Consider the following 24279-nt stretch of genomic DNA (forward strand, 5'->3'; position numbering starts at 1 on the left):
ACAGTCACCTACCTAAATAAGTGCTCAATGAGAACACCCAATTTAGTATTGGTATTGCTTGCCACAATTCCAATATTTATCTCAGCACCGGTGCATGCGCAAACTGATGCTGAAAGGCCCTTGCTTATTGACGCGAGTCTTAAACAAGTGATCGAATATGCACTAAAGCATAAACCGGAAGTAAAACAGGCCCTGATCGACGAGGAAATAGGAGAACGGGATATTAAATCGGCATTATCCGGATGGCTTCCACAAATTAATGCAGACGCCAGTTTGAACCATAACCTTAAACAGCAGGTAAATGCGCTGACCATAGATGGGGAAACATCTTATATCACTTTCGGTACAAAAAATACTTCGGCTGTAACGCTGCAGGCAGATCAGCAGTTTTTAAATGCGGGCTTGATACAGGCTTCGAAATCTGCCAAATTCTATAGACAACAATACAAACAGGCTTCGGAAAACAAAAGGATAACTACCATTGTAGAGGTGAGTAAAGCTTTTTATGATATTCTGACCAGCCAGCAACAATTAAAGATCATTTCGGAAAATACAGCCCGCCTGGAAAAGCAGCTTAAAGATGCACGCGCACAATATGAAAGCGGACTGGTTGATAAAACAGATTACCAGCGGGCACAAATTAGCTTAAGCAACTCCAGGGCAGATAAGAAGCGTACGGATGAACTGCTGAAATATAAATATGCCTACCTGAAAGAATTAATTGGATATGGTACAAACACGGAATTTAGCCTGGGATTTGACAGCAATACGATGGAACAGGAAGTGTTACTGGATACTACCCAACTGTTGAACTATCAGAACCGGATTGAATACCGGCAGTTGCTAACGCAGAAGCAGCTTCAGCAAATCAATACCAGCTATACCAAAGGGGCTTATTTGCCCAAACTGTCTGGATTTATAAACTATGGATGGAATTATATGAATAACAATTTTAGTAATTTATATGAGGAGTCCTTTCCCAGTTCAGTTGCTGGACTAAAACTGAATATTCCCGTTTTTTTGGGAACAAAACGTACTCAGGAGATTAAAAAATCGCAATTGCTGGAGAAAAGACTGGATCTGGATCTGGAAAATGTAAAAAACCAGATCAATACTGATTATGAGCGGGCTTTAGCCACTTATAAGTCTAATTTGAACGACTGGAAAACAGCGAACGCAAATGTGATCATTTCCAAGCAGGTTTATAATACCATAAAGCTGCAATATGATGAGGGCATAAAATCTTATTTAGACCTGATGACTTCTGAAACGGATTTGCGGACCGCACAGCTGAATTATTTAAATGCATTATATAGCCTGCTTTCTGCGAAACTGGATGTCAGACAGGCACTAGGTACCATCTCTTTAAACAACAATAACCAGCAATGAAGAAGATCAGTTCCATAAAAATAGGCATCGTTATTTTAAGCTCAGTAACGATTGCATCCTGCGGAAATGCAGATAAATCTGCACAGCAGCAGGGACCGCCACCTGCTATACCGGTTACAACTTATGCAGTAGCAGACCAATTGGTGACTACCGTTGACACCTATCCGGGGATTGTGGTTGCCCTAAATGAAGTAGAGCTGCGTGCCCAGGTGGGGGGATACATTACAGCCATATATGTAAAGGACGGACAGAAAGTAACAAAAGGTCAGAAGCTGTATGAAATTGACCGCACAAAATACCTGGCAGCCTACAATTCTGCAAAGGCAAATGCCGCCGTGGCAAAAGCCAACAGGGACAAAGCGAAAAAGGACGCAGACCGCTACACCAGGTTGGCTGAACAGGATGCTGTAGCCAAACAACGTGTAGATTATGCACTTACTGATCTGGCTAATGCGGCATCGCAGGTCGCTGCTGCTGAAGCTTCAGTATCTTCCGCTGCAGCAGACCTGCAGCGTTCTATTATTGTTTCTCCGCTTACCGGAACCATCGGGATCTCGCAGGTAAAACTGGGGGCACTGGCATCACCAGGTACAACTTTATTGAATACGGTTTCTACAAATAGTCCTATAGCAGTTGATGTTGCGGTTAACCAGAGTAAAATTCCTCATTTCGCTGAATTGCAGCGCATGTCTTTGGCGGTAAAAGATTCAATTTTCAGCATACAACTGCAGGATGGAACGCTATATAAACGGAATGGAAAGGTCGTGGCGATTGACAGGGCAGTTGACCCGGCTACGGGGACGATTAAAGTGAGGATCAGTTTCCCAAATGCAGAAGGAACATTGGTTGCAGGAATGAATGTAAACCTGAAGGTATTGAATAAGGCTAAAACGCAGCAGCTGGTTATTCCATACAAAGCAGTTGTTGAACAGTTGGGGGCATATAATGTTTTTGTTGTGGGAGACAGCAGTAAGGTAGAACAGCGTATTGTTAAACTGGGTACGCAGTTTGGCCAGGATGTGGTGGTGAGTGAAGGCCTTAAGCAGGCTGAAGTTATAGTGGTTGATGGCGTGCAAAATGTGAGGACTGGTTCGGTAATTACTACAGCCCCAGCGGCTGAAGCGAATGCCCAACCTGCTCATCCAGCGGCTAAAAAATAGTTTTAAAGCATTCAGCATATGATCTCAGAAGTATTTATCAGGCGACCGGTCACAGCCATTGTTATCTCTATATTAATTGTTCTGGTAGGTACAATTGTGATCACGACCTTACCCATCAGTCAATACCCGAACATTGCCCCGCCTACGGTTACGGTATCCGGAACGTATACTGGGGCCGATGCGCAGACAGTTGAACAAACCGTAACCACGCCGATTGAGAGCCAGATCAATGGTACACCGGGAATGAAATATATGTCTTCGAACAGTACGGCTGATGGACGTTCATCCATTACGGTTACTTTTGATGTAGGTACCAATATAGATGTTGCCGCGCTTGACGTGCAAAACAGGGTTGGCATTGCTGAGCCTGCATTGCCTGAGGCCGTAAGAAGATTAGGTGTAACAACCAAGAAAGCGAACAATGATATTTTAATGGTGCTGGGCTTGTATTCCCCAAAGGGTACTTACGATCAGAAATTTATTTCCAATTATGTTAATATCTATGTAAAGGATGCTTTATTAAGGGTTCCCGGGGTGGGTGACGTACAGGCTTTTGGGCAGCCTTTTAGCATGCGCATCTGGCTGGATGCCAACAAACTGGCCAGGCTGAGCCTGACGCCTGCGGATGTTTCGGCTGCTATTCAGGAACAGAACTCAAGGATTCCGGGAGGTAGTGTTGGTGGTCCTCCACAAAATAGCAACCAGGTTTTTGAGTTTTCTGTGGTATTGGATGGTGATTTAAATACCAAAGAGCAGTTTGAACAGATCATTGTTAAAAGTGGCGAAGACGGATCGCCGGTTTACCTTAAAGATGTGGCAAGAGTGGAGCTGGGAGAATTCAGCTATGCCACCAGTTCAAAGATTAATGGCAAAGTGGCTTCTATGATGGCCATTAACCAAACGCCGGGAGGGAATGCTGTACAAACAGCTGATGGGATTGAGAAGGTGCTGGCTGAACTGAAAAAATCTTTTCCGGATGACCTGGATTATAAAGTTGGTTATGAAACGGTATCTGTAGTTAAGGTATCTATAAATGGTGTGGTGCATACGTTGATAGAGGCCTTGATCCTGGTAACCATTGTGGTATTCTTGTTTTTGCAGAGCTGGCGGGCCACTTTAATTCCTGTACTGGCCATTCCGGTATCTATTATTGGAACGTTTATCTTGTTTACCTTATTCGGATTTTCCATTAACGTGCTCACTATGTTTGGATTCGTGCTGGCAATAGGTATCGTGGTAGACGATGCCATTGTGGTGGTGGAAGCGGTACAGCATTACATCGATCATGAGGGGCTTTCGGCACCTGATGCTACACGTCGGGCCATGAACGACATTACGGCTCCTGTAATTGCGATAGCGCTGATTCTTGCCGCGGTATTTATCCCGGTAGGTTTTATACCTGGAATGGTTGGACAGCTGTATCAGCAGTTTGCAATTACTATTGCGGTTTCGGTGTTGATTTCGGCCTTTGTTGCTTTATCACTTACTCCCGCCCTTTGCGCCTTATTGCTCAGACCCATGAACCTGAACAAGGATTCGAGGGGCTTAAATAGATTCTTTTTTAAGTTTAATACCTGGTTTAGCCAATTGACCCATAGTTATTCCAATGGTGTAAAAAAAGCGCTGAAAAGCGTGCCCATGGTGCTGATTATTCTGGCTTGTCTGTATGTTGGGACGGTTGGTTTGTTTGTGAAGAAACCCTCGGGTTTTATACCTAATGAGGATGCAGGAATTTTTCTGATGGGGGTGAATTTACCTGAGGGTGCATCTACTGCCCGTACTGCGGCATTTGTTAAAAGGATTACCGAAACAATTCAGAAAAAATACCCTGAAGTGAAGAATATCACCTCTATTGGCGGAATTAACATTTTAAACCGCTCATTTAAATCTAACGCAGCTACATTTTTTGTCCAGCTGAACGATTGGGGAACCCGGAAAAGGACGGTTTCTGAAATTATGGCAGGGGTTACAAAAGACTTTACCGGCGATAAGGATGGAAGCGTGCTGGTGGTTGCACCACCACCAATACCCGGATTAGGGATAAGTGGCGGGTTTACCCTGCAGATCCAGGAAAAACAGGCCGGTGACATCAAGAAGTTTGAGGGCAATGTGGGGAAATTTTTGGGCGCTGCCAATCAACGGCCTGAAATTGGAATGGCCTATACCTTGTTTAACTCAAGAACACCAAATTATCAGGTGCATGTAAACCGGGAGCAGGCAAAAAAAATGGGTGTTTCCATAGGAGCAGTGTATAGTACAATTTCTGCTTATCTCGGTAGCAGTTATATCAATGATTTTACCAGATATGGACGGAACTTCAGGGTAGTTAGCCAGGCAGATACCAATTACCGCAGTAATATTGAAAACCTTAAACAGTTGTATGTTAAAAATAACAAGGGCGTGTCAGTCCCCTTAGGTACTATTGTGTCTTATGAAACAGTAGAAAACCCTTCCATCATCAATCACTTTAACCTCTTCAGGTCTATTGAAATAGGTGGGGCAGCCAAACCCGGTTCCAGTTCAGGGGATGCACTGAATGCCTTGAAGGAAGTTGCTGCACAGACTTTACCTGCAAATTATGCTTATGATTTCTCGGGGCTTAGTCTGGAGGAAACAGAGGCTGGAAATAGTACAACGATGATATTTGCACTGATCATTGTTTTTGTATTCCTGTTGCTGGCTTCATTGTATGAGAGCTGGTCGGTTCCTTTCTCTATCCTGCTGGCAGTTCCGCTGGGGCTATTTGGAGCAATTCTGGCATTAACTTTTCTTCCCAGGCTGGATAACAACATTTACGCCCAGGTCGGACTGATCACACTGATCGGTTTATCGGCAAAGAATGCCATTTTGATTGTGGAATTTGCAAAAGAGCGGGTAGACTGGGGTATGGAGCTGATTGCTGCCACCATTGAAGCGGTGCGGTTAAGACTGCGGCCAATTATCATGACTTCGCTGGCGTTTATACTGGGTGTTGTTCCGTTGATCATTTCGACCGGGGCTGGAGCTGTATCCCGGCAAACCATTGGCTGGACTGTTGCCGCAGGTATGCTTTCGGCTACCGTACTTGCCTTGTTTATTGTACCTGTGCTGTTCGTGATCATCACCAGGATAGCTTACGGAAAACGGAAACTGGCAGAATTACAGGCAAGCTATAAACCGGAAGATCATCTGGATACTTTACATTTGGATGAGGATCCTGAAGATGAAGAAAAAAAGCAATGATAAATTAATGCAGAATAAGCTATTTTTGCGTTAATGACTTTGATGCGTAATGTTTTATTTGCCTGTTTGTTTTGTGTTGCAAGCTTTAACCAGGCGAGCGCCCAGGTTAGCAGCCCTTTGCCGGATACTACAGTTGCGGTAAAGAAATACTATTCACAACGGGTAGTTAGGGACAGTGCATATTATGCGAGGCAAAAATTTGTAACGGATTCCATCCTGATGCACACCTGGATCATTCCAGACTCCTTGTTAAACAAGCATATCATTATAGATAGCATTTTAAAAGCAAATACTTATGGAAGATCTGGTCTGTTTACCCGCTATAAAGACTTTGAATCAAATGTTAAATTAAATCCATACCATACCGGTACGCCAGTGCCGAAGGGAAACATCTGGGTGCTTGGCGTGATTGCGTTATTATTGGTGTTGTTTGCTTCACTAAAAATTTCTTTTTCCAAGCAGCTGCAAACTATTGTCCAGTCGTTTTTTAGCAACCGGATATTAAATAATTTAAATAAGGAAGATAACTTGTTTACTTCCTGGCCTTTTCTACTTTTATTTGTTCAGTTTGGATTTACCATAGGGATGTTCTTTTACCTGGTTACGCAGTATTATCACCTCTCGTTTGCTGATAGCGGATTCCGGTTTTATGTGAGTATTTCTGTGTTGATTGTGGTGCTTTATGTGTTGAAGATTGTTTTGCTGCGCCTGCTTGGTTATCTTTTTAACATTCAGAAGCCGGTAAATGAATACGTGTCGATATTGTATTTGAGTTATTTTAACATTGCATTAATGTTCATACCACTTGTTATTGCTTTTGCGTTATCTCCTTTAAAGTATGGCCCATATTATATCTCCATATCCTTCATTCTACTGACCATAGTCTTTGTTTTTCAATTTATTAGGGCAGGGGTAAATATTTTATCTCATTATCGGTTTCCAAAAGTATATTTATTTTTGTACTTTTGTGCCCTCGAAATCTGCCCTATATTAATATTAATCAAGGCAATAGGATTGTAAAAGCGGTAATTAGGTAAAATGCAAGAAATGACAGACGATAGGTTACGTAAAGTTAAAAGTATATTGGTAACCTTACCAAAGCCAGAAACAGAGAAGTCTCCTTATTTTGATTTGGCGAAGAAGTACAACCTGAAAATTGATTTTAGATCATTCATTCATGTTGAAGGAGTTCCAGCCAGGGATTTCAGAAAAGACAAAATTACTTTAAGTGATTTTACTGCAGTAGTATTTACCAGCAGAAATGCGGTAGATCATTTCTTTAGGATCTGTGAAGAAATGAGGTATGATGTTCCTGCTGATCTGAAATACTTTTGCATCTCGGAATCGACTGCTTTATACTTACAGAAGTATATTCAATACAGAAAACGTAAGATCTTTTTTGGTAAACAAACTGCAGCTGACCTGGCTGAGGTACTGAAAAAACATGCTGATGAAAAATTTCTTTATCCTTGTTCCGATGTTGCTACTGAAGATACCATGAACTTTCTGCAGAAAAATGGGTATGATTTTACGCCAGCAGTTTTGTTTAGAACTGTGGTATCTGACCTTTCTGATCTTGCTGAAGTTTTTTACGATGTGATTGCATTCTTCAGTCCCTCTAGTATACAGTCACTGTATACAAATTTCCCCGATTTTAAACAAAATAACACTCGAATTGCCGCGTTTGGTTTAAATACCCACAAAGCCGTTAAAGAAGCGGGATTAATTGTAGATATCGCCGCTCCTTCGCCGGAAGCGCCCTCTATGATTATGGCAATTGAGAATTATATAAAGAAATCGAATAAATAAAGTTTTTCGATTAGCTAATAGTTTAAAAATTTTCTTAAAAATAGCGGTCTTGACAATAAAAATGCCAAACTTGTGTTTATTTTTATTTTAAGTCACATTTTTATGACTTAATAATTGTTTATATCAATCAAAATTGATAAAATTGTTATAAAATTGCTTGACGCTATATATGAGAAACGTATACTTTGTTGCTTTTATTATTATCGCTGCATTATTTTCGAGCTGTGGAAAAGGAGGACAGGGAGAATTAGTTGGAGTTTATAATAGGAAATTCAAAAATAACAGGATCCCTTTGGGAATGGTATATATCCCACCTGGCAGAACTTTGATCGGTATGTCTGATGAGGATATCAACAATACGCAGAGTTCTCCGACCAGGATGACTTCTTTCAGTGCTTTTTTTATGGACCAGACCGAGATTACAAATGCTGAATACCGGCAATTTGTATATTGGGTAAGGGATTCCGTTGCGGTAACAGCGCTGGGGCCTTCGGGTGCCCCCACCTATTTTAAGCCTGCACCAACGGGTCCGGGGGGTGGAGCAGCACTGGGCGCAAACAGAAATATAGACTGGAGAAAGATCGGTAACGGATCTGCACTGTGGAGCAAAAAGAATAATGGATTGGGCAGTAAGTTAACCGATATGTATTACAGCGGTGCTGATGCCTTACCGGGAAGGGACGAAATCGACATCAGAAAATTAAGGTATGCTTATAGCTACGTAAGTTCTGACCTGGCTGTTGAAGGCAGAAAGGACCCTTCCAAAAAGAGACAGGATTTCATCATCACCTATACAGATAATCCTGATCCAAGTAATCCAAATCACCATTCTTCTGTTTCTGTGTATCCTGATACGTTGGTATGGAAAGTAGATTATTCCTACTCTCAGAACGATCCTATGGTTAAAACTTATTTTAATCACCCCTCATATGATGACTACCCTGTTGTTGGGGTAACCTGGGAACAGGCAAGCGCCTTTTGTGTATGGCGTACCCGTTTTTATGAATCGGTTGCGGTATCAAGAAAGCAGCCTATTAATGCCAGGCCGGAATATCAACTGCCAAGCGATGCTCAGTTTGAATATGCTGCACGCGGTGGCAATGTGAAAACCAAATATCCTTGGGGCGGACCTTATGTACGCAATACTAAAGGATGTATGCAGGCAAACTTTAAAGTTGGTCGTGGAAATTACTCTGATGACGGCGGATTGTACACCGTAAATGTAAGATCTTATTTTCCTAATGATTATGGCTTATACAACATGGCCGGTAACGTGGCGGAGTGGACAATAACGGCTTACAACCAGTCTGCAGCACCTATGTTGCTCGATTTTAACCCTAACTTTACTTACGTGGCCAAGACAGGCGACAGTAAATACATGAAACGCAAAGTAGTAAGGGGCGGATCATGGAAAGATATAGGCTTTTTCCTTCAGAATTCAGTGGGTACTTATGAGTACCAGGACCAGGCCAGATCTTATATTGGCTTCAGGTGTGTTTCTGCATACCCTGGAACAGACATCACTTACAGAAACTAAAAAACTAAAAAAAATCTTAATCCTTTATTAGCGAAGACAATGGCAGCAAAGAAAAAATTCGATTGGTTACATGTGGCGATATCCTGGGGGGCCAGTATTGTAATTTTGGGTGCATTATTTAAAATATTACATATTGGTGGTGCATTGGGTAACTACGCCATTGGTATAGGCTTAGGTGTTGAAGCTTTCCTGTTTTTCTTAACAGGCTTTAGACAACCGGAACAGGAATTGCCATGGGAAAGGGTATATCCTGAACTCAATGCTGATTTTGATGGGGAATTGCCTAAGGCATCGGCCAGACCGGTTGCTGCCGCCTCTGCTGGTTTTTCTTCTACCGCCGCATTAGATAAAATGCTGGTGGACGCTAAGATCGGCCCTGAATTGATCGAAAGCCTGGGCACTGGTTTACGTACTTTCGGAGATAAAGTTGCTGCCATATCAAACGTTGCAGATGCTTCATCAGCCACGAACGAATTTACAGGGAAGTTAAAAACAGCTTCTGCAAATTTTGATCACCTGAACGGTGCTTTTGAAAAAGCCACCGCTCAATTGGTAGAGATGGGTAATAGCAATACCGCTTCTACAGCTTACCATGATCAGGTAAATGCCCTGGCTAAAAACCTTTCGGCATTAAATGCGGTATATGAGCTGGAACTTCAGGATTCAAGTGCACATTTGAAGTCAATGAATAAGTTTTATCAGAACCTGTCCTTAACCATGAATAATTTCAATGAATCTATGGAAGATTCAAAACAATTTAAGGAAGAGGTTGGTAGACTGGCCAAAAACTTGTCTTCGTTGAATGCCATATACGGCAATATGCTGTCTGCTATGAATCAGCCTCGTATATAATTAGCAATCATTAAGTTATTATTTAACCAAACAGACCTAATTAGAAATGGCCGGAGGAAAAGAGACAACGAGGCAGAAGATGATCAATATCATGTATTTGGTATTGTTGGCGATGCTTGCCTTAAACGTATCAGATACTATATTGAATGCTTTCAAAAACATTAATGATAGTTTGGTTACGTCTAAGACGAATGTTAATACAAGCGTTGACCAGTTATTTTCATCGTTTGAAAACACAAAATTAAAGGATGAACCAGCTAGGGCACAACCCATATGGGAGAAGGCCAATAAAGCTAAAGCTTATGCTGATGAGCTCAACAATTACGTTCAGCAATTAAAAGACAAGTTTGTTGCGGCAGGAGAGGGTATCAATGAGGAAACTGGCGACATTAAATTGAGGGAAAACATGGACATTGCCCAGGGCATCATGGTGAACCAGAAAGAAGGCTTTAAGCTGAAAGTCAAGATTAATGAAACCCGTGAAAACCTGATAGCCCTTTTGGATGAGAAGGACCGTGCAGGCGTAACCTTTTCTTTGGAAGCAAAGGATGCTGCAAAAGGTATAAATGGAAAGAAGGATTGGGTAGACATCAATTTTGGTGAAGGAACCCCGTTAACTGCAGCCAATACGATTTTAAGTAAAATTCAATCGGATGTAAAAAATGCGGAAGCTGAAGTAGTTAAAAAACTATTTGGCAATATGGATAAAGCATTGGTTAACCTGGATCAGTTTGATGCAGTTGCTGTGGCACCCAGTTCTTATGTGATACAAGGCCAGCCATATACTGCGCAGGTGTTTTTAACGGCAAGTGATTCCAGGTCTAATCCTGTCATCACTGTTAACGGCAGTTCCCTGTCTGTTAAAGACGGAAAAGGAACGTATACTGGTGGAACGGGAAGTGTAGGGGTTTTTAAATGGTCGGGTGTGATCAGGGTAAAACAAACAGATGGACAGGTAAAGGAGTATAAAACTCCTGAGCAGACTTATCAGGTGGCCAAGCCTTCAGCTACGGTTTCACCAGATAAGATGAACGTCATTTATGCGGGTATTGCCAATCCGTTTTCTGTATCTGCGGCAGGTTTCCCTTTGGAAAGTGTAAACGCAGGTATTTCCGGAGGATCAATTAAAAAGGTTGGAAGCGGGCAATATTCAGTTATGGTTGGTGGTGATCAGGTTGGTAAAACTTTAAGCATCAATGTATCTGCAACTAACGGAGGAAAAACATTAAACCTGGGTGCACAGCAGTTCAGGGTTAAGGCATTGCCTACGCCAAGAGCCTACATCAAAGGTAAATCCGGTGGTAATGTTCCTTTGGAATGGATCGAAGGTGCAGGGTCGATTGACACTCAGCTGGAAGATTTTGTTTTTGATGTGAAATTCCGGGTAATTCGGTTTGCAGCTACTTTTATCAATCCGCGCTCAGACGCTGTGACTATATCAAATAGTGGCGGAGGTTTCAGTGGACAAATAAAAGGGGCATTGAACTCAATTAAACCCGGTGCAACCATTATATTTAAGGATATTGTATGCGAAGGGCCAGATGGCAGACAGAAGGTTTTGGATGGAATTACATTTGTAGCTAAATAATAGGTGATGAAGAAGATTGTGGGTATTATCGGATTTCTGTTGCTGGGAATAAGTGCTTTTGCTCAGGTAAACACTACAGCAATGCCTGTGGATTCTGCTAAGAAGGCCAGGCTAAAAATAAAAACGCCACCAAAAGATGGTTTTTCTGTAAGAACTGATGTGGATAGTGCGGTAATGGTTCCTTATGCAGATGTTAGGGAAGAAGATGTATACTATGCAAAACGCATCTGGCGTGAGATTGATTTAAGGGATACGATAAATTCAGTATTGAAAGCCGAAGATGCCAAGCTGATTGACATCTTACTTGAGGCGGTTGGCAATGAGGAGCTGACGGTATATTCTCCAAAGGATACCACCGCCGGTAAAATACTGGAAGATAATGATTCATTCCGGATTGCGCTTACTGCCCAACAGGCTTTGCAGGGCGCGAGAGGGGTAACCGAGGGTGTTGCAGATTCTGTAACGGGTAAAATTGCAGAACCTACACTTAGAAAACTGAGGTCTGATGAGTTTTTAAAATTCAGGATCAAGGAAGACTGGATCCTGGATACAAAGCGTTCTATCTTTGAGCCCAGAATAGTAGGTTTGGCCCCTATGAAGATGGTAGAAGGTAACTGGCAACCGGTGTTCTGGATCTATTACGATGATGCAAGGGAATTATTGAGTAAAAAACGTTTGATTAACCCACTTAATGACGCTTCGCAACTGACTTTTGATGACTTCTTTGTGAGACGTTTGTTTTCAAGTTATGTAGTAAAAGAAACAAATCCTGCGAATAAAAATATTGTGGACATATTGGGGCAGACAGATCCTAAGGACACCAGGAAATTATATGAGTCTGAGCGGATCAAAAAATCCATTTCAGATTATGAGCAAAGTTTATGGGAATATTAGCTTTGCCTGCTCAATAAATAAGAAAGCCTCCATGTATTGCATGGAGGCTTTCTTATTTTGCAAAGTAATCGAGCAGTGTTTTCACCTGTGATTTGTTCAGTACCGCAGTCAATTCTTCTTCTTTGGCTGTTTTTATCTTTTTAACTGATTTGAAATGCCGGAGTAATTTATCCGCGGTGGTTTTTCCGATGCCGGATATTTGTTCGAGTTCTGTTTTTAGGGTGCCCTGATCTCTCTTTTTTCTATGGAAAGTAATGCCAAAGCGGTGTGCTTCATCCCGCAGTTGCTGGATTACCTTCAGGGTTTCCGATTTTTTATCCAGGTAAAGGGGATATGGATCGCCAGGGAAAAACAGCTCTTCTAACCTTTTGGCTATTCCGATTACAGTTACCCGCTTTTCTATACCTAGTTTCTTTAAGCTGCTCATAGCAGAGGAAAGCTGGCCCTTACCACCATCAATGATGATCAGTTCAGGTAAGGTGTCCTCTTCTTCCAGCATGCGCTTATAACGCCTGTAAACCGCTTCCTCCATGGTAGCAAAATCATTAGGTCCTTCTACCGTTTTCACGTTGAAGTGCCGGTAATCTTTTTTGGAGGGCCTCGCATCTTTAAAAACTACAATAGCTGAAACAGGATACTTACCCTGAAAGTTGGAGTTGTCAAAGCATTCGATATGTTTGGGTAGTTTGGTAAGCCCGAGATCTTTTTGCATTTGAGATAGGATTCTATCGGTACGCAGATCGGGGTTTAGCTTTTCATATTGATTTAATTTCTCTTTTTTAAAGAACAGTACATTTTTCTGCGATAATTCCAGTAACTTTTTTTTCTCTCCCAGTTTAGGCACTGTAAACTTAAGGGTTTCATCGAGCAATAGGATATCAAAAGGAACAATGACCTCTTTTGAGGTACTGTTAAACCTGCTGCGAAATTCGGTAATGGCAATAGTTAGCAGTTCTTCGTCGGTTTCATCCAAACGTTTCTTGATTTCAATAGTCTGGGTTTGAATGATACTTCCATTCATTACCTTAAGGTAATTGACAAAGGCATAACGTTCATCAGAAGCAATGCTTACCACATCTATATTAGTAATGGCACTGTTGACCACAGTTGATTTGCTTTGGTATTTTTCCAATACCGTCAGTTTGCGCTGGTACTGATGTGCGAGTTCAAAGTTTAGGTCGTCGACAGCTGTTTTAATGATCCGTTTTACATCTTTAATGACATTGCCAATCTTCCCGTTAAGGATATCCTTGATCTCTTCAATGTTTGACTCATAATCTGCTGCTGCCTGATATGCCTGACAGGGCCCCTTGCAATTGCCGATCTGGTATTCCAGGCATACCTTGAATTTGTCATCCTGAATGTTTTTTTCTGTAAGCGGCAGGTTACAGGTTCTTAAGGGATAAGTTTCTTTAATGAGGTCAATGATGGTGTGCATCATGCCAACAGATGCGTAAGGGCCAAAATAAGTTGATCCGTCTTTTACCATCTTCCTTGTCCAGTATACCCGTGGAAAGGGTTCTTTTTTAATGATGATCCAGGGATAGGTCTTGTCATCTTTGAGCAGGATGTTGTACCTGGGCTGGTGCTTTTTGATCAGGCTGTTTTCGAGCAGCCAGGCATCAATTTCAGTATCAACAATAGTAAAGGTGATTTTACGGATGCGGGAAACCAGTACCCTGGTTTTTCCGTTCATCTGGTTGTCTTTATTAAAATAGGAACCAACACGGTTTCTCAGATCCTTAGCTTTACCGATATAAATAAGCGTACCTTCAACATCCCAGTACTGGTAAATACCAGGTTTGCGGGGTATATTGGTCAGGGCCTTTTTATGATCGAAAGCACTCATATGGAAATAATGTTTGGAGGTTATTAAAAACCTAATTTTTCGTCTAATTCTGTTTTTTGCTCCTGTTGCTGGTATTGATTGCAATCGTAGGTAATGGATACACCGCTTTTAGGAGGCTCAAAATCAGCCTGTGAAATTTTTAGCTTTGGATTGGCATAAACCCGTTTCATGAAACCTGCAAAAATCGGTAGTGCAGTAGTAGCCCCATCACCTTGTGCAGTGCTGATGAAATGGAAGGCCCGGTCTTCACATCCTGTCCATACTCCGGCAACCAATTGTGGGCTGATGCCCATAAACCAGCCATCCGAGTTGTTTTGTGTAGTTCCGGTTTTTCCGCCAATAGCCGCTTTGACACCATATCTGCCTGCTAATCGCCACCCTGTACCACTGGTAACTACGCCTCTTAGCATGCGGGTCATCACATAAGCCACTTCCTCATTCATTGCCGGAACCGGAATTGGCTTTTCACTATACAGCACTACACCATTTCTGTCCTCTATTCTTACAATATAGGTTGGCTTGGTCCATACACCCTTATTGGCAAAAACGCTGTAGGCGCCAACCATATCATAAACAGAGGCATCAAAAGAGCCAAGGGCGATAGAGGGGTAGGCGGGAACATCAGAGGTAATTCCCATTTTCTTAGCGAGCGTGGCTACAGCGGTTGGCCCCACTTGTTTCATTAAATAAGCAGCAATATAGTTTTGAGATAAGGCGAGTGCTTTTTGCAGGGTCAGGTAGCCGGGAACAGTACCTGATGACCTGGGTATCCAGGGCTTGCTTCCCGGAACCTCGATAGTTACAGGTTCGTTGAGTACGCTGTAACAGGGAGAATAACCATTTTCAATAGCAACTGCGTAGGTAAAAGGCTTGGCTGTGGAGCCCACTTGCCGGGTTCCCATCTTTACCTGATCGTATTTAAAATGTTCATAATTGATCCCGCCTACCCATGCTTTTACCAGTCCGGTTTGGGGATCCATAGCCATCATAGCGTTTCTCAACAGCATTTTATAATAACGTACGGAATCGATGGGCTTCATTAATGTGTCCACATTTCCTTTCCAGGTAAAAATGGTCAATCGGGTTGGAGTATTGAAGTCTTCTTTGATTTCTTTTTCTGATTTTCCTTCCAGCTGGAGTGCTTTGTACCTGTCGGATCTTTTAATCCCCTGTTCGATCTGCATTTCCTTTCCTTTAAAAGGGTCTCTGCCTTTCCAGCTCTTTGTAAAGGACAGTTGCAGGGTTTTCATGTACTCTTTTTGCGCTTCTTCGGCATAGAGCTGCATGTCGTAGTTTAAGGTGGTATAGATCTTAAGCCCATCCCTGTCCAGGTCATAAGGTACGCCGTTGTTTAGGATAGAACGCTCCTGAAAGATCCTTTTGATATCGCCTTTCAATACGGCCCTAAAATAAGGAGCAATGCCATCATTTACAGTAGCGGCACTGAAGTTTAAGCCAAGCGGCTTTTCTTTCTCTGTATCCAACTGCTGCTGGGTAAGTAAATCTGCTTTTACCATTAAACCCATAATGGTATTTCTCCGGGACATTGAGCGTTCAGGATTACGTGTTGGGGAATACCTGCTGATCCCTTTCAGGATGCCAATCAGCGTGGCCGATTGTGCTACTGAGAGTTTATCCGGGGTCGTATTGAAATATACTCTTGCCGCTGATTTTATACCATAAGCCTGGTTTCCGAAATCTACGGTGTTCAGGTACATGACCAATATTTCTTCTTTGGTGTAGTTGCGCTCCAGTTTTACAGCAATTACCCATTCCTGAAATTTTTGAAGAATGCGCTTTAAAAAATTCTTTTGTCTGCCCTCTTCAGAGAAAAGGTTTAATGCAAGCTGCTGGGTAATGGTACTTCCGCCTTGTTTTTTGCCGATAAGTGCATAAAGAAATATGGTAAAAGTGCGTTTGAAATCTATACCCGAATGGTCTTTAAAACGGATATCTTCTGTAGCTATTAAAGCATTGATTACGTTAGGGGAAATTTCCTGATAGCTTACATTAGAACGGTTTTGAACAAAGTAGGTGCCCAGTACCCTCTCATCATCTGCCAGTATTTCTGAGGCCTGGTTACTTTTAGGGTGTTCAATATCTCTGAATGAAGGCAACTCCCCGAATAGTCCAAATCCAATTGCCATAATGAACAGTGCAAACAGTACCATCCCGCCGATCAATAACTTCCATAATCTATAATTATACTTCCTGACGTCCTCTTGTGAAAGTTTTTTGTTCATTTTAATAATTGTTTTTATAAAATTCTAGGTATTTGTTCAATATATCTTTACTGGTTAATTTATCGAAATTTTCTTTACTGATGACGAAGCCGGTATAAATACTGGCCGGAACCTTCATTATTTGCTTCAGCTGCGGGCCGATGCCGTTCGCATAACGCTTTGCGTCGTCAAAATTACTAAAGTTCCCTATATATATGAGCTGATCATTGTCAAATTCTTTCAACTGATGCCTTAAGTTCTGTCCGGAGTAGTTCCCTCTGTTGAATTGTCCGATACCAAAACGGGAGGAACTGAGGGTTAATGAAGCATCTGCTACATCAATAACATAATAATAGGTGACCGAAGCTGCAGTGCTGAACATACCTTCTGCTTTAGCTGGTGTTGGTGGCGCTATCGGTTTTTCTGTTTTTACCGGATTTGCTGTTGCAGGAACTTCTGGTTTATTGTTTTGCTGAACAGCGGCTTGGGTTATTGCTGGTGTCTGGGGCGTCAGGGCGGCTACAGGTTGTTGATGGAGGCCAAAGGGAGGCTCATTTGGATCAAAATCTGTCAAAGCTATTTTTCTCTTTTGAAAATGGGCCAGGTGCAGGTTGATATAAGCAATATGGTCTTTCACCAGCGGACTGATCAGTTTATCGTCGGGGAATGCTGTAGTTATTGCATTAAACGCATTCAAAAGAGAGTCCACGTGATTTGTCCGGCCTATTGCTATTGCTTTTAAATAAGCGTATTGAGGTGAAAGGTAATTTTCGCGGTTGCTTTTCAATGTTTCCTCAACCCGCTGCATCAGCCCTTCAAAATCCTTTTTCTGGTATTGTTCAAAAATGGCGTTATAGTCTTTATTAATGGCTGTTTCAAGTTCTGTCTGTTTTAGAGAAAAGGACGGATCCAGGATTGTTTTTGCATAGATGGAACCAGGAAATTCTTTTAACACCTTGTTTTTATAATTATTTGCACCTGCCTGATCTTTATTTTTATAAATGAGAAATAATCCATAATAGACAGCTGCCAAATGATGGTTATTAGGGAAACGTGCTAAAAGGACCTGGTATACTTCTTCTGCCTCTTCAGGATCATTCAGCTCCTGTAAATAAAAGCCGGCAATATCGTAATAGGCGTCGATGATCTTTTGATTAGACTGAGTGAACTGCTCCGGACTTAGGGGCAAGGCTTCTTTATAGGCTTTAATCTCAGCCGCCTGATCGGCAGGTATGGGGTTGTTTGTGCCTGCGGTGCTGGCCGAAGCGGTAGCCATGTTATTTGTGATGTCCTGATTGGTGGCCTGGGCAGATGAACGGATGCTCTGGCGCCAGTTATTTTCCAGTTTTCTATTTCCCCACTTCTTCTTAAAGTCTGAAAAGCCTTTGCTTATAGCGGCGGCATTGCTGAAATAGAAAGTCCCTGTAGCCTGAGGCCTGCTGCTACCAGACTCGTTAAAAGCCGGTAAGCTGGTATTTGTACCACTACTGCCGGACTTGTCAGCAGGATTAAAAATTGCTTGTATTTTTTCCAGACGCGCTTGTTCAGGAAGTTTGGCAATGGCTTGCAGGGTATCCTCCTTTGCAATGATCTCGTATCGTTTGGTCAGGTATTCCAGATTTTGGTTCTTTTTTAGAATAATGTTATAGCCTGGATAACTTTTTGGCAGTGTATTAACTGCGCTGTCGTAATACAATTTGGCATTCAGGTAATCACGGAACTGTTTGAAATTCAGGTCGGCAGTTTTCAGATAAGAAAGCCCTTTTTGGTATTGGTTTTTTGTACTTTTTTGAATCGAGAGGAGATAATATCTTTTAGCTTCTTCGTAGGCTTCGTCTGCAGCAAAACTCTCCGCGATCTGATAGTAGATCTGATCGGTATAGTCTGTGTTTTTATCGTCTTTTAATAATGACATCAGCTCATCCTGTTTGTTGATCTTTTTGCCACTTAATAAAGCGTTGATCTTGATCCGGTTTAGATTTGCATTGAAATACATCTCGAAAGGTGCATTGCTTTTTTGAACTTTTCTATAATGTATTAATGCAGCAGCATAATCTTTCTGCTGTTCAGCAAGTTGTGCGAGTATGTAGGTCCACCTGATCTTGTGCTGGCTGTTGTGGCTGGCCTCAATTGCATCTTTCAGATAGGCAATAGCGGCTTCATTTTTTTGATTGTAAATGCACATTTGGGCCAATGTGGCCAAGGGTTCAGCCTTATCCTTTTTTAAATCAGCAATAACATACGCAAGCGTGTCCAAAGTTAGCCTGGCCTCACTTAGCCTCTTTACCTGCATTAAGCTCCTTGCTTTCCAGTTTAAAGCGTCAACATAGCTTTTTGTGTTGTTTTTATAGTTTTTGGTAACATAGTCAAAGTATTCGGCTGCATTGAAATAATTTCCTTTAAAAAAGTGGGCTTTTCCGAGCAGGATATAGGCATCGTCCAGGTAATTGCTGTAGCCCTTTTCCAGAATGATGATTTGTGCTTTTTTAATGATCTCGTCCATGGATTTACCTCCCGAACCAGCCGCTGGTATAAAATTGCTGTCGATTTCCGGACCAAGGTAAACCCGCAATACCTGATCATAATTCTCTGCATAGGTTTCTGCAAACTCTTGCTGATGCGTATTTAGGATTACATTAGCATTGTAGATATAGTTATACCTGGCGGTTAAGTTTTGCATGCTCCTGGTAGTCGCGTTGTCTTTTTGGGAACCACAGGAATATATTATGCAGCCGCATAAGCCAAATAATATTATCTTTAAATTGTGAATAGCGTAATTTTTCAATAGGATGAGTTAAAACTTGTAAACAACAATATATATACAAAAGTATTTTATTCATCAATAATTTCTTAACAAAACACGTTTTTATTTATAGCATACCTGTTTATGGAAGATCCTAATCAAAGAAAAAAGAGCATGAATGCTTTTGCGAAATACACTGCTATTAGTTTTCAAATGATCGCTATTATTGGTGTTTTTGCCTTTATCGGGCATAAAATTGATGCTTACCGAAATGCCAAAATGCCGATTTTTACAGCTGCATTAAGTTTGCTGGGTGTAGCGGTTTCCATGTACCAGGTTGTAAAACAACTAAATAAAAATGACTCCTGATTGTTGAAGCCGATAGTTATGTATACTTTTGTGAAAAAGCACAACTTTGAGCCTAACCAAATTTACTTTTTCTTACCTGTTATATACTGCCTTTTTAGCGGTAATTGTTTATTTTCTTCCCTTTTTGTTTCCTGGTGTAAAACTGTTTGTATCCAGCTTCTGGGGTTTGTTTGTTTTTTTTGCGGGAATTACTTTTATCGCATATGTACTGGCAGATTTAGGCATAAAACGGAATCCCGAAACAGGAATTATGGCCATTATGGGGTCTATTGCGTTGAAAATGATTTTTTCTATGGCTTTTGTCCTGATTTACAGCTTGAACAGTAAAGAAAAAGGCATAGTTATGGTGCTAAATTTTTTTTCTTTATATTTATTGTTCAGCTTCTTTGAAATATACTCTTTGTTACGTAACTTGCGCCACCAAAATAAATAGTAAAAATCTGCGACTAAATGGATTGTAGCCACGTTTTTGAGTTTAAAGTGAATAGGTTAATTGTTGTTTTTACGCTTTTTTTAGCGTTTTTTTCTATTGTGTCGCCAGCTTTTGCACAGGTTGACAGTATGATTACTGCTCAGGATACCGCCGTTTTAGCTGCGCCTGCTGAAGCGGGATCGCATGAGGTAAAACATGAAAAAGAAAAATTTGAGCCTACTAAGGTAATTATGGAACACATTGCGGATTCGCACATGTGGCATTTCTGGGGGCATGTTTCTATGCCGCTTCCTGTAATTGTGTATACTCCTGCTGGGTTTGATCTTTTTTCATCGGGACATTTTCATCATGGAGAACATGATTATACCAGTGCAAAAAACACCTATCGCCTGGTTGAAGATAAAGTGAAAATTGTTGGGGCTGACGGTCTGGTTGATGAAGCAGCATCGGCTAAGTTGATCGATATCTCTATTACTAAAAATGTTGCTGCCATGTTTATTGCCATTGCAGTGATACTGGTGATTTTCATTTCGGTAGCGGGTGCTTATAAAAAGCGTATAGGTAAGGCGCCTAAAGGGTTGCAATCCTTTGTAGAACCCATCATTGTTTTTGTAAGGGATGATATCGCAAAGCCAAATATCGGTCATAAGTATGCTAAGTTTATGCCTTACCTGCTGACCGTGTTTTTCTTTATCTGGATCAACAACGTGCTGGGCTTGATCCCGATTTTTCCAGGTGGGGCTAACGTAACCGGAAACATTGCTTTAACTTTTGTACTGTCGTTGTTTACGATGATCATTGTCAATATCAATGGCAACAAATACTACTGGAAACATATATTTTTACCAGATGTGCCTTGGTGGTTGTATCCGATTATGATTCCTGTGGAATTAATTGGTATCATTTCTAAGCCTTTTGCGTTGATGATCCGTTTGTTTGCGAACATTACAGCTGGTCACATCATTGTATTAAGCTTGATTTGTTTAATTTTTATTTTTGAAACATTGGCCATTGCCCCGGTTTCAGTTGCCTTCGTATTGTTTATGGACGTGCTGGAATTGTTGGTTGCATTTTTACAGGCCTTTATTTTTACATTACTTACTGCCTTATTTATTGGTATGGCAGTAGAAGAGCATCATTAATTAGAAAACTATTTTTTACAAATTATATAAATTAAATTAGTTATGGTAGGTTCAATCGCGGCAATTGGTGCCGGTTTAGCAGTAATTGGTGCCGGTATCGGTATCGGTCAAGTAGGTGGTAAAGCAATGGAAGGTATTGCCCGTCAACCTGAGGCTGCATCAAAAATTCAAACTGCAATGATTATTGCTGCTGCCCTTATTGAGGGTGCTGCTTTATTCGGTGTGGTAGTTGCACTGTTAGGCTTACAAGTTTAATAGCAACCAGAATTGTTTTTAAGACCGGGAATTTAACGGTTGGTTATTTTCCCGGTCTGATTAATTACATTAAGAATTTAAAATATTATGAACCCTTTAGTTCTCCCAAGTATAGGATTGGTTTTTTGGACAGCAATAGCATTCATTTGTTTATTGATTTTGCTTAAAAAATTTGCATGGAAACCTATTTTAGCTGCTATTCACGATCGCGAGCAAAGTATTGACGAAGCGCTTAACAAAGCCGAATTGGCTAAGCAAGAGATGGCGCGCTTAACCACTCAGAATGAGGAACTGCTTAAGCAGGCCCGTGCAGAACGTGACCTGATCCTGAAAGAAGCAAAAACCCTGAAAGACAATATTGTCAACGAAGCAAAAACTCAGGCGCATAATGAAGGTGCCAAACTGATTGAAAAAGCTAAGATTGAGATTGAAAATCAGAAAAAAGCAGCTTTAGCTGAATTAAAAAACCAGGTTTCAACCTTGTCATTGGATATTGCTGAGCGCGTATTGCGTAACCAGCTTCAGGACAAAGCTAAGCAGGAGGATTTAGTTGCTAATCTTTTAAAAGATGTTGAATTAAACTAATTGTTTTTGTTTAGTTAGATATACCGTAAAAAATGTCAGAAAATAAAGCAGCATCAAGATACGCCAAATCATTAATTGATCTTTCAACAGAGCGCAATGCTTTTGAAGAAATCAAAAATGATATGGTTTTTTTAGAGCAGGTGATAGATCAGAACCCTGAATTGGAAGCTATCCTTAAAAATCCTATTGTTCCTTTAGATAAAAAGGCTGGAATTCTGGAAAATATATTTGGCGCTAAGGTAAATGAGGTTACCAGAGCTTTTTTAAAGCTGATTGTAAGTAAAGGCCGTTCAGCTATTATATTTGATACAACAAAGGCTTTTATTGCTCAGTACAATGCAATTAAAGGGATTGTAACTGCTCATGTAACAACCGCTACTGAACTTACTGCTGAAAGCAGGGCTGAGATTGTAGCGATAGTAAAAAAAGAAATCGGTGCCAATGAAGTTGTCATTAAAGAAAAAGTAAATGATAAACTGATAGGCGGCTTTATTTTAAAAGTTGGTGATAAGCAATTTGATGCAAGTATTGCCAGCGGTTTAAGTAAACTTAAAAAAGAATTTGCCCAGGGTGTTGTTTAAACAAGGGCAGAATAAAAGATAACAATTACTGAATTTACAAAAGAAATAATATAAAATTATGGTAGAGGTAAGACCAGACGAAGTATCGGCAATTATCAGGCAGCAATTGGCGGGCTTCAAATCAGAAGCAGAACTTGAAGAAGTTGGTACCGTATTGCAGGTGGGCGATGGTATTGCCCGTGTTTATGGTTTAACTAAAGTTCAATCAGGTGAGTTAGTTGAATTCGAAACAGGCTTGCAGGGAATTGTTTTGAACCTTGAAGAAGATAATGTTGGTGTGGTATTATTAGGCCCGTCTGACAAGATCAAAGAAGGTGATACAATTAAACGTACTAAGAAAATCGCCTCTATCAAAGTTGGTGAAGGTATGTTGGGTCGTGTTGTAAACACAATGGGTGAGCCAATTGATGGTAAAGGACCAATCATTGGTGAAACTTATGAAATGCCAATCGAGCGTAAAGCTCCTGGTGTAATCTATCGTCAGCCGGTTACCGAGCCTTTACAAACAGGTATCAAAGCAATAGACGGAATGATTCCAATCGGTCGTGGTCAGCGGGAGCTGGTTATTGGCGATCGTCAGATTGGTAAAACTGCGGTTTGTATCGATACCATCATCAACCAAAAAGAATTTTACGAAGCAGGTAACCCTGTATTCTGTATATATGTGGCTTGCGGGCAAAAAGCAAGTACAGTAGCAAACATTGTACGTACGTTGGAAGAGAACGGTGCAATGCCTTACACTGTAGTTGTTGCAGCTTCTGCTGCTGAGCCAGCTCCATTACAATTTTACGCACCTTTCTCTGGTGCAGCTATTGGTGAGTTCTTCCGTGATACCGGAAGACCTGCTTTAATTGTTTATGATGATTTGTCTAAACAGGCTGTTGCTTACCGTGAGGTATCTTTGTTATTGCGTCGTCCACCGGGCCGTGAGGCTTATCCGGGTGACGTGTTTTATCTGCATAGCCGTTTGTTGGAGCGTGCCGCTAAGATCAACTCAAACGATGAGATTGCACAGGCCATGAATGATTTACCTGAGTCGTTAAAAGGTATTGTTAAAGGTGGCGGTTCATTAACGGCACTTCCAATTATTGAAACTCAGGCTGGTGACGTTTCTGCGTATATCCCTACCAACGTAATTTCGATCACTGATGGTCAGATTTTCCTGGAGTCTAACTTGTTTAACGCTGGTATCCGTCCGGCTATTAACGTAGGTATCTCGGTTTCACGTGTGGGAGGTAATGCCCAGATCAAATCGATGAAGAAAGTTGCCGGTACTTTGAAACTGGACCAGGCTCAATACCGTGAGTTAGAGGCCTTCTCTAAATTCGGTTCAGACCTTGATGCGGCTACTAAATCTGTATTGGATAAGGGTGCACGTAACGTGGAGATCCTTAAACAAGGCCAATTTTCTCCGATGACTGTGGAGAAACAGGTTGCAATTATATACATAGGTACAAAGAACTTAATGCGTTCTGTTCCTGTAAATAAAGTAAGAGAGTTTGAAGTGGAGTATTTACAACAATTAGAATTGCGTCATCCTGATACGTTGAAAGCATTAAAAGCTGGAAAGTTTGATGATTCGATTACAAGTGTACTGGAAACTGTAGCAAAAGAACTTTCAAGTAAATATTAATCAGAAACATTAAACT

18 protein-coding genes are annotated in these 24279 nt (G+C 41.2%); 15 read left to right on the forward strand and 3 right to left on the reverse strand.

Going from position 1 to position 24279, the window contains the following annotated elements; translation table 11 throughout:
- Positions 1–27 precede the first annotated feature (27 nt).
- From R2Q85_RS19965 to gldN, 9 genes are all read left to right on the forward strand, one after another.
- On the forward strand, positions 28–1389 hold the full coding sequence (locus R2Q85_RS19965; protein WP_316813561.1) for a TolC family protein: 1362 nt from the start codon (positions 28–30) through the stop codon (positions 1387–1389).
- Positions 1386–2549 (forward strand): efflux RND transporter periplasmic adaptor subunit, encoded by a 1164-nt coding sequence (locus R2Q85_RS19970; RefSeq protein WP_316813562.1) that lies wholly within the window; start codon positions 1386–1388, stop codon positions 2547–2549. The genes R2Q85_RS19965 and R2Q85_RS19970 overlap by 4 nt, the downstream gene beginning before the upstream one ends.
- 18 nt (positions 2550–2567) lie before the next feature.
- Complete coding sequence (locus R2Q85_RS19975) at positions 2568–5771, forward strand: multidrug efflux RND transporter permease subunit (protein WP_316813563.1); 3204 nt, start codon at positions 2568–2570, stop codon at positions 5769–5771.
- 42 nt (positions 5772–5813) lie between these two features.
- Positions 5814–6791, forward strand: a complete 978-nt coding sequence (locus R2Q85_RS19980) for a DUF4271 domain-containing protein (protein WP_316813564.1) — start codon at positions 5814–5816, stop codon at positions 6789–6791.
- An 18-nt stretch (positions 6792–6809) separates the two neighbouring features.
- Positions 6810–7580: a uroporphyrinogen-III synthase gene (locus R2Q85_RS19985; RefSeq protein ID WP_316813565.1), complete on the forward strand. Its 771-nt coding sequence runs from the start codon at positions 6810–6812 to the stop codon at positions 7578–7580.
- A gap of 169 nt (positions 7581–7749) precedes the next feature.
- Complete coding sequence (locus R2Q85_RS19990; RefSeq protein WP_316813566.1) at positions 7750–9117, forward strand: SUMF1/EgtB/PvdO family nonheme iron enzyme; 1368 nt, start codon at positions 7750–7752, stop codon at positions 9115–9117.
- A gap of 39 nt (positions 9118–9156) precedes the next feature.
- Positions 9157–9969, forward strand: a complete 813-nt coding sequence (gldL, locus tag R2Q85_RS19995; protein ID WP_316813567.1) for a gliding motility protein GldL — start codon at positions 9157–9159, stop codon at positions 9967–9969.
- Positions 9970–10015: 46 nt separating this feature from the next.
- Positions 10016–11557: a gliding motility protein GldM gene (gldM, locus tag R2Q85_RS20000; protein ID WP_316813568.1), complete on the forward strand. Its 1542-nt coding sequence runs from the start codon at positions 10016–10018 to the stop codon at positions 11555–11557.
- 6 nt (positions 11558–11563) lie between these two features.
- Positions 11564–12451, forward strand: a complete 888-nt coding sequence (gene gldN, locus R2Q85_RS20005) for a gliding motility protein GldN (RefSeq protein WP_316813569.1) — start codon at positions 11564–11566, stop codon at positions 12449–12451.
- 52 nt (positions 12452–12503) lie between these two features.
- On the opposite strand, the gene uvrC is transcribed toward gldN, so the two are convergent.
- From uvrC to R2Q85_RS20020, 3 genes are read right to left on the reverse strand one after another with little or no spacing between them, the layout of a single operon-like run.
- Entirely contained in the window at positions 12504–14300 is a 1797-nt protein-coding gene (uvrC, locus tag R2Q85_RS20010; protein ID WP_316813570.1) for an excinuclease ABC subunit UvrC, read from the reverse strand.
- Between the two features lie 23 nt (positions 14301–14323).
- Complete coding sequence (locus R2Q85_RS20015) at positions 14324–16543, reverse strand: transglycosylase domain-containing protein (RefSeq protein ID WP_316813571.1); 2220 nt, start codon at positions 16541–16543, stop codon at positions 14324–14326.
- A 1-nt stretch (position 16544) separates the two neighbouring features.
- A complete protein-coding gene (locus R2Q85_RS20020; RefSeq protein ID WP_316813572.1) occupies positions 16545–19202 on the reverse strand; it encodes a tetratricopeptide repeat protein in 2658 nt (885 codons plus the stop codon).
- A gap of 207 nt (positions 19203–19409) precedes the next feature.
- Here R2Q85_RS20020 and R2Q85_RS20025 point away from each other — a divergent pair, with 207 nt between their 5' ends.
- From R2Q85_RS20025 to atpA, 6 genes are all read left to right on the forward strand, one after another.
- Positions 19410–19634 carry an AtpZ/AtpI family protein gene (locus R2Q85_RS20025; RefSeq protein ID WP_316813573.1) on the forward strand — a complete coding sequence of 75 codons (225 nt, stop codon included), beginning with the start codon at positions 19410–19412 and terminating at the stop codon, positions 19632–19634.
- A 450-nt stretch (positions 19635–20084) separates the two neighbouring features.
- A complete protein-coding gene (gene atpB / locus R2Q85_RS20030; protein ID WP_316813574.1) occupies positions 20085–21209 on the forward strand; it encodes a F0F1 ATP synthase subunit A in 1125 nt (374 codons plus the stop codon).
- Positions 21210–21251: 42 nt separating this feature from the next.
- The gene (gene atpE / locus R2Q85_RS20035; protein WP_012780570.1) at positions 21252–21464 is read left to right on the forward strand and encodes an ATP synthase F0 subunit C; all 213 of its coding nucleotides are present in this window, start codon (positions 21252–21254) and stop codon (positions 21462–21464) included.
- An 87-nt stretch (positions 21465–21551) separates the two neighbouring features.
- Positions 21552–22049, forward strand: a complete 498-nt coding sequence (locus tag R2Q85_RS20040) for a F0F1 ATP synthase subunit B (RefSeq protein WP_316813575.1) — start codon at positions 21552–21554, stop codon at positions 22047–22049.
- 32 nt (positions 22050–22081) lie between these two features.
- The gene (atpH, locus tag R2Q85_RS20045) at positions 22082–22630 is read left to right on the forward strand and encodes an ATP synthase F1 subunit delta (protein ID WP_316813576.1); all 549 of its coding nucleotides are present in this window, start codon (positions 22082–22084) and stop codon (positions 22628–22630) included.
- A 58-nt stretch (positions 22631–22688) separates the two neighbouring features.
- A complete protein-coding gene (gene atpA, locus R2Q85_RS20050; protein ID WP_316813577.1) occupies positions 22689–24263 on the forward strand; it encodes a F0F1 ATP synthase subunit alpha in 1575 nt (524 codons plus the stop codon).
- The last annotated feature ends 16 nt before the right edge of the window (positions 24264–24279 follow it).

The sequence above is a fragment of the Pedobacter heparinus genome, from assembly GCF_032678725.1.
Lineage (GTDB): Bacteria > Bacteroidota > Bacteroidia > Sphingobacteriales > Sphingobacteriaceae > Pedobacter > Pedobacter heparinus_A.